The sequence below is a fragment of the Roseburia lenta genome (assembly GCF_014287435.1).
GTDB lineage: Bacteria > Bacillota > Clostridia > Lachnospirales > Lachnospiraceae > Pararoseburia > Pararoseburia lenta.
Genome location: NZ_JACOPG010000003.1, coordinates 500,463 through 513,418, shown reverse-complemented (window position 1 = coordinate 513,418; position 12,956 = coordinate 500,463). Strand labels below are relative to the sequence as shown.

The 12,956-nt window shown below is 44.0% G+C and carries 8 protein-coding genes; 2 read left to right on the top strand and 6 right to left on the bottom strand.

The window, feature by feature from the left end:
* Positions 1-9: 9 nt before the first annotated feature.
* The 5 genes from H8R94_RS09695 to H8R94_RS09675 all read right to left on the bottom strand — a co-directional run bounded on the left by H8R94_RS09695 (position 10) and on the right by H8R94_RS09675 (position 8,734).
* Positions 10-924: a carbohydrate ABC transporter permease gene (locus H8R94_RS09695; protein ID WP_118281762.1), complete on the bottom strand. Its 915-nt coding sequence runs from the start codon at positions 922-924 to the stop codon at positions 10-12.
* Positions 925-937: 13 nt separating this feature from the next.
* A complete protein-coding gene (locus H8R94_RS09690; protein WP_118281761.1) occupies positions 938-1,885 on the bottom strand; it encodes an ABC transporter permease in 948 nt (315 codons plus the stop codon).
* A gap of 83 nt (positions 1,886-1,968) precedes the next feature.
* Positions 1,969-4,281, bottom strand: a complete 2,313-nt coding sequence (locus H8R94_RS09685) for a GH36-type glycosyl hydrolase domain-containing protein (RefSeq protein WP_186854538.1) — start codon at positions 4,279-4,281, stop codon at positions 1,969-1,971.
* A 13-nt stretch (positions 4,282-4,294) separates the two neighbouring features.
* Positions 4,295-6,742, bottom strand: a complete 2,448-nt coding sequence (locus tag H8R94_RS09680; protein WP_243238493.1) for an alpha-amylase family protein — start codon at positions 6,740-6,742, stop codon at positions 4,295-4,297.
* An 87-nt stretch (positions 6,743-6,829) separates the two neighbouring features.
* The gene (locus H8R94_RS09675; protein ID WP_147403379.1) at positions 6,830-8,734 is read right to left on the bottom strand and encodes a type 2 periplasmic-binding domain-containing protein; all 1,905 of its coding nucleotides are present in this window, start codon (positions 8,732-8,734) and stop codon (positions 6,830-6,832) included.
* Positions 8,735-8,916: 182 nt separating this feature from the next.
* On the opposite strand from H8R94_RS09675, the gene H8R94_RS09670 reads away from it, so the two are divergent.
* Positions 8,917-10,101 carry a helix-turn-helix domain-containing protein gene (locus tag H8R94_RS09670; protein WP_186854537.1) on the top strand — a complete coding sequence of 395 codons (1,185 nt, stop codon included), beginning with the start codon at positions 8,917-8,919 and terminating at the stop codon, positions 10,099-10,101.
* Positions 10,102-10,121: 20 nt separating this feature from the next.
* Here the strand turns inward: H8R94_RS09670 and H8R94_RS09665 are convergent, their stop codons facing one another.
* The gene (locus tag H8R94_RS09665; RefSeq protein ID WP_186854536.1) at positions 10,122-11,762 is read right to left on the bottom strand and encodes a GH35 family beta-galactosidase; all 1,641 of its coding nucleotides are present in this window, start codon (positions 11,760-11,762) and stop codon (positions 10,122-10,124) included.
* A gap of 161 nt (positions 11,763-11,923) precedes the next feature.
* On the opposite strand from H8R94_RS09665, the gene H8R94_RS09660 reads away from it, so the two are divergent.
* The gene (locus H8R94_RS09660; protein ID WP_186854535.1) at positions 11,924-12,955 is read left to right on the top strand and encodes an AraC family transcriptional regulator; all 1,032 of its coding nucleotides are present in this window, start codon (positions 11,924-11,926) and stop codon (positions 12,953-12,955) included.
* Position 12,956: the final 1 nt, after the last annotated feature.

Here is a 12,956-nt window from a genome sequence, read left to right as displayed (position 1 = left end):
TCCTATCCTTTATTCTTTCACGGCTCCCATCAGAGATCCTTTTTGTAACTGTTTTTGTGCAAATGGCATTGCGATAAGTACCGGCAAAGTGGCAATGATGATCACACAGTAAGATACCAGATAACGGTTCCAATCCGGTGATGTTGCTGTAGTAAGTGTCGCATTATCTGCCACGATCTGCTTGATCCACAACTGTAAAGGCCACAAATTCTTATCACTTGGAACATAAAGCATTGCATTGAACCATGCATTCCAAGAAATGATCGCTGTGTTGATCATGGTTACCGTTACCAGTCCCATAGCCTGCGGAAGCAGAATACGGAACATGATGGTAAAGTGTCCTGCCCCGTCCAACTCGGCTGCTTCGATCGTTGATTTTGGCACCTGTTTGAATGCATTAAGGGTCAAAATGATAAACATGGCATTGGTACAGTCCGGCAGGATCATAGACCATACGGTTCCGGTCATTCCCAGATTCCGGATGACCATATAGGTCGGTACCGTTCCACCATTAAACATAAGGGAAATAATGATAAAGAGCATCATAATTCCGGATGCCTTTGGCTTACGATAGATCACATAAGCTGCGATCACATTTAATACCAAACCGACCAGGACATTGCCCACCACATATAAAATGGTATAGGCATAACTCTTGATAATCGCCATATCATCATAAGATAAAGTCTTAATATATCCGTCCCAGTTTGGTTTTCCGTCCGCTGTTACCCATTTCCATAAGACTCCGTTGTGTGCCAGGAGTAAATTGCCATCGGACAAAGACGCCATCAGGGTATGCCACATCGGAATAATTGCCAATGCCATGCAAGCCAATAAGATAATCCCGATAATGACGTCTGCTACCCTCTCTCCAAGGCTCGGGTGTACGACCATTCCTTCTTTGTATTTCGGTTTTCTAGCCATCTCTCATTCCTCCTTAGAACAGCGACATTTTCGTTGCTTTTTCAGACATTTTGTTACCAAAGATCAGTAACAGGGTTCCGATAATAGACTGCAACAAACCGGATGCTGTTGATAAACTAAAGTCATTTCCTGAAGAAAATGCCATTCGATAGGTGTATGTACTCAGGCAATCTGAAAATTCATAAGTTGTCGGCATATACAAAAGCAATACCTTATCAAATCCTGTCATAAATACCAATCCAATCTGCATGGTAAACATCATAACAACCAGTGGCACAATACTTGGGATTGTGATATTCCATAAGCGCTGCCATCTGCTTGCTCCATCAATACAGGCTGCTTCATAGAGATTCTGGTCAATGCCATTGATGGCTGCTATGTAAACAATAGCTCCATAGCCTGCCCCCTGCCAAATGCCAAGGAAACAGTTAATGAACCAGAACACCGGTGAATTGACTGCCAGCCAGTTCTGGTTTGGAAGTCCAAACATAGTCAGGAACATGGTGATGGCCCCACCTTCTTTTAAAAACTCCTTTGCCAAAGTACACACAACGACCGGTGCAACAAAATATGGCATATATGTGATGGTCTGTACCACACGGGATCTTCTTTTATTTCTGACCTGACTGATCAGAAGTCCCAGGATAACCGGAATGATAAATCCCAATGTCAGATTCAATAGTGCCATATAGACCGTGTTGCGAAAAGCATAACCAAATTGTGCCCCCGCAAACAGTTCCTGAAATTTATCCAGTCCGACCCACGGACTGTCGAATAAGCCTTTCGCGACTTTATAATCCTGAAATGCCATCAAAATCCCCACCATCGGAATATATTTGAAGATCAAGAGAAATGTAAATGGGATCAAGAAGATCAGATAAAGCACTCCATTTTTCTTCAGATCATATTTCCATGTGTTTTTCGGGTTATACGTCGCCGATTTAGATTTTGTTTTTGCCATAGAACCTTCCTCCTTGTTTCTGCTTATACTTTATCATAGGCATCATTCTATGTATTATGTTTTTCATTTTTTGATTGTAAATATCATTTTCCGCACAGGGTAACCTGTACATCATGCACCTTGTTGTCCTGCATATCCGGAAGGATATTGCCTGTAATCTCCTGGCCATCCATAAGAATATGTGCTACTCCCTGCTCCAGATGCATAGGATTATGGATGCAGATCCGATAATCTGCATCGCGGAAATGCCGCACTACCGTCGCCTCATTCCAATCTGACGGAAAACACGGTGCGATCCTTAAACCTTCGTAAGTTCTCTGTAAACCCATGATTCCTTCATAAATACTGCGCAAAGCCCATGCCGATGTACCTGTCGTCCATGACCAGTAGGATTTTCCATAATATCCCGGGTGCGTAGCGTAGCAATTTGTAAACACATATGGTTCTGCCCCGGAATTGCTGGATGGGTTTTGCTCACTATCCGGCATGATCTTTTTCAAAGTACGGATTGCCTTATTGGCGCGTCCCAATTTACAATCCATAAAGATCTTAAAACTGGTCGCATGGCAATATACACCGCCATTTTCAAACAAGCCCGGAAGCATACCGGACATACGCCCTACATTTGGTGAATATTTTTCATAGGCTGGCATATTCAGTGGAAAGCCGAAATCTCCTTCCATGCCATCCACGGAAGCAACCACATCTGCCATACGCTCCGGCGGTACAATCTCTGCCAGCACCGCCCATGTCTGCGCGTTGAGATAAATCTTGCTCCCATCGCTATCCTTTGAACCAATATTTTCCACCTGACTGAGGGCACGCATATACCATTTGCCATCCCACGCATAGGTGTTGATCGCCTGTGCCAATTTTTCATATTCCTGTCGCAAAAAGACGGCATATTCCTCATTGCCGATATAATGCATCAAGGCTTCCATCTCCAGCAGTGCCATACAGAACTGTTCCGACAGCATCACGCTTTCTGCCTCCGGATCGGTCGTGATATTTAAGGCATCGTTCCAATCTGCAAAATAGATCTTGACCAGACCGTGCTTTCCTTTATCACGGATCAGACAGGATACCGCTGCGCGCAGATGCTCCATGACCGTTGCCTGACCGCCATCCTGCCAAGAGATCTTTTGTTCCAGGAGAGAAAGATCCCCCGTTTCCTTGAGCAGTTCGCACACTGCCCATATGATCCAGAACGGCTGATCCGAATAGCGGGTATCATCATATGGATACCATGTCAAGACAGCATGACCATTCTGAAACTGATGGCGTAAACATTCTAAGATCTCTTCTTTTGCCTTTTCCTGCCGGTAATTCAAAAGTCCTACCGCAATCTGCAAATTGTCTCGAACTCCTTTCTTACCGACAATGCAGCAATCCACCTGCTTTTTGATCCACTCTTTCATGATATGGTTCACTTTTGCATCCGGGGTTTCCAGTATAAGGGAACTGTACTTATCCACATTATAGGCGATCGCCTTTTGCAGACTGTCCTCCACAGCCTTTTTCTCTTTATACTGTCTGCCCACAGAAATGGCTTCTTCTACGGATTCGCTCACTCCCATGACCATATAAATTTCTTTACTTTCACCCGGCGCAAGGACGATCTTATGTTGCAGGACTGCCCCTAGGACAAATAAGGCCGCCTCGGAATTACTGCAATCCAGTCCCTTCACAACAATGTCCGGACGTTGAAAGAGTGCATATGCCGACGCATCTAACTTAGTGATCGTTCCTACGCCGCCGCAAAACTTTGAAAGATCTCCGTCAAAAGCAAAGACCGGTTCCGACGAGGCAAGGAATGCGTTATACCGCTTATGCGGAGCAAAAGGATGATCGGAAGAACAGTAAATCCCATTCAGATCCCTATCAAAATGTGTTTCCATGCATCGATAATTTTCATAATATCTGGGATAGGAAAAGCCTTCCAGTTCAAAACTGGTCGCCTCAAAAACACTCAATTTTCTTGTCCGCTGGCTCTCATTTTTTATGCGTATCCGCCAAACCTCGTGATAAGCATCCTTCGGCACATACAGGCACCAGAAAGATGTGATCTGATCCACCTGAGAAGACAACTCTGTATATCCCAGATGATGCGTGCATTTGAAATTTTCCACTTCTTCATTGAGCGGTGCCGCACCTATATTCCAACTCTGCATAGACTCATCATCACGGATATAAACATAGCGTGCATCATTATTATTCAGCATACACATATCCGCTTTCTCATTCAGGTAATAACTTCGTCCATGCCCATTCTGGGAAATCTGCGCACAGTAGCCTTTCTCACTCCAAAGATAATTAAACCAATAGCGTGGCAGTTTGGGCTGATAGATCACGCAGGCTTTTTCATCTTCCGAAAATTCATATAATTTATCTTCCATATATTACCTCTTTCTAATCCATCCACAGATGATAAAATACACTGGCTACATTTCCCGGCAAGTCAAAGACAACCTGACCATTTTTCGCTGCTTTCTCCACAGAAGAGATCACATTGCCCTCAGTATCTAAAAACTCCAGGACTGCCTTATTCTGTGCCTTTATGATCATGCTTCCCTCTAAGGTCTCCGCATATAACTTTCCGTTCATTGTGATACAAGTCATCGTGATACCCGGTGCATACTCCGGTCCGTCTGAGATCACGTTATCATCATTGCCACATCGTCCAAACGCAGAAATCACAAATTCATTGGCATCTGCCAGCTTCATTTTGTCCCTTTCCTCTTGATATAGCGGCATGACGGAGAGTGAGATTCGGTCATTGCATGCCTTGACCAGAATACGATCATCCAGCACAATATTTTCTTCTGGCGCACCACTAAAGTATGCGGCATACGGTGTATGTACCTCAAATCTTGCATATGCCGGATCGAAACAGATCTCTCCTGTTGCCGAAATCAATTTTCCATCCACCAGACCTGTATCCTCCGGGATTAGTTTCCAACACTTCATTGCCTGATCCAGTTTCTCTGCAAACTCTGTATAATCTCCCATACCTGCCATCTGACGGATATCTCTAATGACAAGATTTTTTTCGTCCAGATAAATCTTGGCATCCTCTTCCATGCAGCCTTTACTAGCCTTAGGAAGTCGCTGGTCATCCGGGAATCTTCGAAAAGCATCCCTATCCTTTGACCATGCAAACTGCACAGCATGCTTTGCTTCAGATAAATCTGCAGTATTAAAGTAGCCCGCATTGATCGCAAGATCCGCATCTCCCCGATATTTATGCCCATTTTCCACAAATGCCGCACGCAGACCGGTAATATATGGTGCGATCAGATTGACCATGGCGTACCAATTTGGCAATGTCTCCAAATCCTCCATGGAAAAGACCTGCTCTACTTTGACATTGCTTTTGGCTACCAATCCCTTCAAAAACACATTTGCCATGAACCCCCACTGGCACATAACTGCCGGGTCATTATAGCAATCAAAGACATCATGGATCTCATCATCCGGTTGGTTGTCCTTGTCCGATGTATGATGATTATAGAGGATCAGACCATCCCAATCATTCAAACAAGCGTAGGCGATCATCTGCACAAAAGAAGTCGACCGGAACGGATGTAATCCATAATCATTCCATTCCGTAATCATAAATGGTTTCCCTTCGACACAGGACACAGATCCCAGTGATAAAAGCGTTGTTGCCATCTGTCCAATATATTTTTGTACCGTGAGCGGATTCACTGATACACTTTCCGAGGGCCGCCCCGTCATAAATGTCCTTCCATAGACCGGCAGGATCGGGTGATTAAAATACGTATTATTCTCCATGAAATCACCGTCAATATGTCCATAGACATCCGCGGCACCCGCGATCAGATTGCTGGCAGCAATCGGTACTTTGACTCCCAGAGAGAGCAGATAATTTTTATATTCCCGGTAAAAACGTCGATTGGACCAAAGTCCAAATTCCATATAATCTGCATAACGCGCCGGGCTGACATCGCCTGCCCAGTCATCCCATGCATTGTTGGTTGGCTGGTAAAAAGATCCCCGCACCATCTTAACCGTATTCTTTGCCGGATCCTCATCCTCGCGCAGGGCACATACTCCATCACTGGTCCATGCTCTTGCCAGTTTTTCCCGGTTGTCATACTTCATCAATAGGAAATAATTAAAGCGCCTTTGTACCTCTTCCATATAAGGCAATAACTGTGGATTCTGGTCTACTTCATCAATACCTTTGATCGCCGAATCCTCATTATTCATCTGCACGACAGCTACCGCCGGATCATCCTTATAGGCAAGCCCTGTATAAGGATTGACGTGGCAAAGAAACTTCTTTGCATAGTCTCTTTGCAGATCGATCAGACGCTGGTTAAACATAGGAAAACACTTGATACAAGGAACCATATCTCCCGGATATTCCAGTCCGTCTCCAGCTAGAAATTGGCGGGCAATCAGAAGATCAAAATGCAGATAAATGCCTTTTTCCTTTAATTTAGCTGCCAGATAATCAAAACGATCCAGACCTTCCGGGTTAAACTCTATGCTGGACCCCTCACTATATTTTAGGAGAGGTGCCTCTTTACAACTGCTCCAGGTGCACTCCTCCTGACCGATCGGTGCATCTGCTGCATGCATGCGGATGATATTTACTCCCATGCTTGCAAAGTGGTCTGCCAATTTTTCTGCCAGTTCGTGACTCGGTGTGTTGGATCTCGCTGCAATGTTAAACCCCAAAAAACGTGCTCGTGTACCATCTTCAAAATAGAAATGGTCATCTTTTATCTGCAAAAATCCATGTTTGCCCGCAGGCGCATCCAGTAAATGTGAAAAATCCAAGACTCCCTTGTTGACTTGTGTCTTAGAAAGTTTGATATGCTGCTTCATGTTTTTCTCCTTTTTCCTGAAATTTTGGTATAAAAAGACCGCCATACCGGTATGACGGTCTTAAATATCCTATAAGGCAATATCTTTTTATTTTGCTTTGTCAATCTGTTTCTGCAAGAGTTCGCAAACGCTGGATGGATCATTTGCTTCCATACCTGCTACATATTCATCCCATGTCTTTTCTCCACGGATTACCTGCGGCAGATTCTGGCTCATATAATCTCTAACTGTAGTCTGCATTGTACTCCATGTCTGTGAATCATCCGAATTTAATAAGGATGCATAATCAGATGCACTTCCGGTATCTTCATACTTGGTCCATAATTCATATGCATGCTTTAACACTGCGGATTCGTCTTGCTCTATGGTATAGTCATCTGTATTACCATTCAGCTGCAATCCTACACACATTCTGGTTGCAGTCACAGCACCACCTACAGCATCGTCAAGTGGGATCAGTTGGGTATAAAGCGGCTTTCCATCATCCCCTGTTGTCAATTCATAACTGCCCTTGTATCCATATTCTTCATATAAGTTTGGATCCAACTTGGTTTCGCTGATCTGCTCTTCTGTCAGTCCCAGGTTTGTAAGCAAAGCGCCTTCCATTGTGTAAGTCCAATCAAAGAAGGTAAACAGTGTTGCTAAATCCTTATCCTCACATTTGTTGGTAACACCAAGTGCTGCTGCCTTTCTGCTGTCATGATACATGCAGTCAGGATCTTTAAATTTCTGTGCATCGCTACCGTAAGTATCATTGATTGGAAGTGGTGCAGCCATTGCATAGGCATCTTCCTTATCTGACTCATCCATGCAGGTATCACGGATCACAGAACCTAAAGCGGTTCCTGTGTAAGCAGACCAAAGACCTACCTTACCCTGACTAACGCCTGTGGTATTGATCATATAGAAGATATCTGTTCTGGTATAGAACTGCTTATCCAACCATCCCTGATCGTACCAATTCTGCATACATTCTGTGTATGTCTTAAAGTTTTCAGAAGTTCCGTCATACTCTACCGTTCCATCATTGATGTAATAGTAGCCGTTACCACCACCAAAAGAAGAAACCAGATCGCCTAAGGTACTATTTCCCATATAAGAAATAGAAATGTCATAAGCATCATCCCAGCCTCTTTCTGCGATTGCCTTGTCAAATGCTTCAAACATCCACTCCCAGTCGCTGATGGTCAGAGGATCTGATGTACCACTTGGGAAGATAACATTATCTTCATAGGTATTGTCCGGATCATCTCCATCGCTTGCGCTAAAGGAAGTCACTTCATTTTTCTTCCATCCGGTCAGATTGTTCTGTTTCTTTGCCTCAGAAAGAGGTGTTACTTCCGGATGACCATTTTTCTTTACTGTATCGCTATCCCAATCCCATACATAATCGGTCGGTGTAGCATACTTTACGATCCAGTCACGACGATACATATAGCCCTGCCAAGGATCTCTAACGGAATCGCCCAACATACAGATCTGATAATAATGTGTCTTGCCTTCATCATCTGTTGATGTGCAAAGCATCTTGAGTTCCGGGTTCTGCTCCAGATATGCAACATAATTTGGCATATATTTTTCTACATATTCTGTGATATCCATAAGGATTCCGTCATCTGCCAAGGCTTCTGCATTTTCAGATGAAACCGTAAGATCCAAAAGATCAGGATAATCACCTGTGGAGAGCAGTGTATTAAAGTTATCTGATTCTGATCCGGCAACCGGCACCTGAAAATCAAAATCCAGGCTCTCACCATCGCCAATACCACCATTTTCCGTATCCCATGTCTGCGCCTCTATGTACTGTACTGCTGCGGAATCGTTGTAATCCGTATAATACTTGCCCGCGCCATCTGTCTGAAAGATCCACATTGAGAAATGATCCGGATCATTCGATTTGCTACTCGATTTACCACATCCGGTAAAAACCCCTGCTACCATGGTTGCAGCAAGTGCTACCGATAGCATTCTCTTCCAAGTTATTTTCTTCATAAAAACCTCCTAAAATTGTAGATTCCATTTTCGCGCGCTTGTCATCTTTTTGATGATACAAGAATATCATAGGATTTTTATTCAATATTGCGCTTTTCATTTTGTTATTATGATTTTCATTATTGATTTTTCTTTTTTTTCATTTAAACTGACTTTAAAATCATGATCGGAGGATATATTTTATGGATTATCTTAATTTTTGTAAAAGTTATTTTTCTGCCACAAGTATTCCTGTCAATCTTTTAGACAATGTGAACATACTTTATTCTTCCGTACGGACAGTAACCAATATTCCTCAATATAATGACTATTATGTCCCGGATGATCTTCCAAACTTCCCCTGTTTTAGTCACTATGATCCTTCGATCGAGTATGGCATTGTCCGCGTCCAAGACACTTCCATACACATCGTGATTGGTCCCGTGTTCGAGACTGAGATCACACCTGAGATCCTAAATGCCTACCTTCGTGAAAATAAAATCCCATTCTCTGAAAGAGATAAGATCCAGGATTTTTTATGCTCTATCCCGCGTATGAACCAATTACAATTAGCCAAGCACTTAATTTTTCTTCATCAGGCAATCAATAATGAAACCTGTGAATTATCACACTTTTTTCCGGATTATACCCCGTCAGCAGATGACATGGCGACCAATACCAGATCCAATATCGGAGACGAAGCCAAAGAATATTTCAATACCTATTCCAACGAACTGCGACTTTATGAAATTATTAAAATGGGAAATGAGGAGGAATTAGAAAGTTATTTAAATCAGATTCCATTGAGTATTCTGGCAAAGCCTATGGCAACATCGGCGCTGCGCCAGGCAAAAAATATGTTCATTAGCACCATCACCAATATCGTTATGATCGGAGCCATTCCCGGCGGTGTTTCAACAGAAGTTGCATTTGAATTGATGGGACAATATGTGCAGGAATGTGAAAAACTCCAATCTATCCACGAGATTGAGACTCTACGCTACAATATGCTGGTTAAATTCTGCCAACTTTCCGGCAAGAGCCACATCCCACTTGGGGTATCCAGTGATGTATTCAATAGCATGAATTTTATTCGCAGCCATACAAACGAACCGATCACCGTAACAGATGTTGCAGATAATATCGAACACAGCACTTCCTATGTTACAAATTGTTTCCGTAAAGAACTGGGTATTTCTCCGGGTGCCTACATTTCACGTTGTAAATTGGAAGAAGCCAAGAGCCTTTTAATGTATACCAACATGTCTTTGACGGAGATCAGCAATTATCTCTGCTACTCCAGTCAAAGTTATTTTCAAAATGCCTTTAAGAAAAAATTTCAGTTGACCCCATTGCAGTATCGAAAAAAAATGCAACGGATCAACTGAAATCCTCTGTTTTTCATATTTTATTTATAAGCAAATACCTTCAATTTCACCAGAGTATAGTCATTGTAGCAGAAACGGGATGCCTCATCGCCATTCAAACGACGACCGGCTTTCCACTGTCCATCTACAAATTTGCCTTCTTCCAGTGCGATGATGTCATAGTTTGGTTTTTCCGGGTTTGCAGAAAATGGCGTGATCATGCAGCCATTCGCCAGGATATAATAGGTATCTTCCTCTGCCTTCAATATCAGGCACACACCGTCTTTTCTTGTCACAAGCGGTATGTTCATCATGACCTTGAAGCCAAAGCCGCCAAACATCATGGTGTCATTTTCCGGATCACTATTTGCCATCATTCCGGCAAAGCCCTTAGACGGATCGCTCGGCGTCATATCCATTTTTTCGGAGATCACTGCCTGCAAATCGTTTGTGCCATAAGCCCCTGTCAGAAGCGGCATCATGTCATTTAAGGTTGATGCACACCAGCGATAGTCCTCGACATTCTGTGGTGTCTGTAAGAGCGGATCGGATACGTCCACCCCAAACAGATAGGCAGAAATATCATCGAAAGGCTGCCCCATATCCTCAAAGCCAAACGGCGCAAAACAGGTTGCGTGATAATGGCCGATCGTATAGATCAGACGCGGTGCGCAATGTGAATGTGTCGCTGTCTCCGGGATAAAGAGCGGATTGTCCATCTTGGTGTAGGTATCACAGATCTCGGTAAAGTATGGCACATAGATATCCGGAGAGATCACATCGATCGACGGTGCTGCGTAGCGCCATACCTCCATGACCTTAGCTACCGGTCCACCGGTCGGATATTTTCCAGCTTCTTCGCCCTTATCCAGCCAGCAGTTTGCAGAAAACGGCAGGTCATATACTGCCTTGCCTGCGGCAGCCACTTTCTCCACATAAGATGCCACATAGTATGCAGTAAAGATCTCTCCAGCACATGCTCCAAAGACCTGCTCCCAGTTTCCGGCATGAGCGCCATTTTCCACGGCTTCCCTGACATCGGCCTCCATGCTGTCTGTATGAGCCTTCATATAAGAAACAAATTCTGCCGGAACTTCCTCTGCAAATTTTTCATCAGCAAAATCGGAATGTTCCCGGTCAGATCCCTGCATACCGGTCTCGTTTTCTACCTGCATGCCGATTACAGTACCCACGTTTTCATCGACTTCCTTGATATGTGCCATAAGATGAGCAAAAGCATTCGCATCAGCCTTCACTGTCTCCTCACCAAAAGCGGAAAGCGTCGTGTATTCCATGCCGTAAAATGCCATCAGTCTGGTCTTATTCTTGCCCTTTTCCATCTGGGCTCTCGGGAATCGCACCATATCCTTTTTCACCCATTCCGGCGCATACATACACTGGGCATTCTTCCATGTACCAAACCAGAGGAAGATCAGATGCATTTTTCTTTCTCTCGCCTGGTTGATAAGTGTATCAACTAATGTGAAATCAAATTGTCCTTCCACCGGTTCTGTCAGTTCCCATGTCACAGGGAGCAGTAAGGTATTTAAGCCTTCCTCTTCTGCCTTATCCCATACGCCCTGCATATAGGCGGCATCGGATGAACTGGAGTTGTGTGACTCTCCGGCGATTGCGATAAAAGGTTTTCCATCTACGGTAAATACGGTTCTTTTACTTGTCATAATCCTATCTATCCTTTCTATTTTACTTTCTTTATGATGACTCCTATCCTAACCTCATTTTCCATCGATTGTAATTTCCATTGACGCACACTCTGTCGCTTTTCACTTACCAAATCCGACATGGTATTTTCTTTTTTCCTCCGGCATGTTATACTTTCCCCATGAACATTACAGAATTACTCTCAAAAACAGTTGAAAAAAGCACGGTAGATCAGCCTGTCGTCAATTCTTACGCCGAGCATCAGGCATTTTTAGATACGACTTACCATTTCCAAAATTCTCCGCGCCGCCTGACCTACGACCTGGTCACCTTGACCGGCTGGCACACCAGTCCTCGGTCTAAGCAGGAGTTTTTCTATGCCACGATCTCTGCACCGGACGCTTACACTTTTTTGATTCCTTTTGAAAACGGTATGCGCTGTGCCCTCCATGCACATACACATATTGAACTCATCTACATTGTCGAGGGGTCTTTGCGCATCCATATCGAAGATCAGGACGTCAGCCTTTCACAGGGAGAAATGCTTTTGATCTCTGCCGGTGTCATGCACGGAGAATATCTTCTCGCCAGAGACTGCACCATCCTGTGTCTGGATGTAGACGATTCTTTCTTTGATCAATATATTGGCGCCGACCGCCGCACCGACTATATGCAGGCACTCCGAAAACTTCTCAACCAAAAAAGAAGCGAATATCTCTATATCCGCTTCTCTCCTTTTGATCAGACACCTCTGACCTATCATGCTTTTTATACCATATTGGAAGAACTGATCGCCTGCCGCCCCGGCAAAAAACATATCATCATCGGCTATGTCGAGCGCATCATTGACCTTTTAACACAGGAATTTCGTATGCAGGTCATGACCGAAGATACCAAGGCATGGCACAATGCCCTGCTTTCTGATATCAAGCAGTACATCAATACCCATCTTGCCACTGTGTCAGTATCTGCCGTTGCCAATGCCTTTCACTATAGCCCGGACTATCTGAACCGTCTTTTTCGCGGGGCAGAAGATATTACCCTCTCTGCCTACATACAGGAGATCCGGCTTGCCAAAGCCATGCAGTTTTTACACACGACAGACCGATCCATTGCCTCCATTGCCGAGGCTGTCGGCTACCATAATCAGGGCTTCTTTTACCGAAAGTTCAAGGAACGCTACGGTCTGCTGCCGGGGGATATACGAAGGTGAT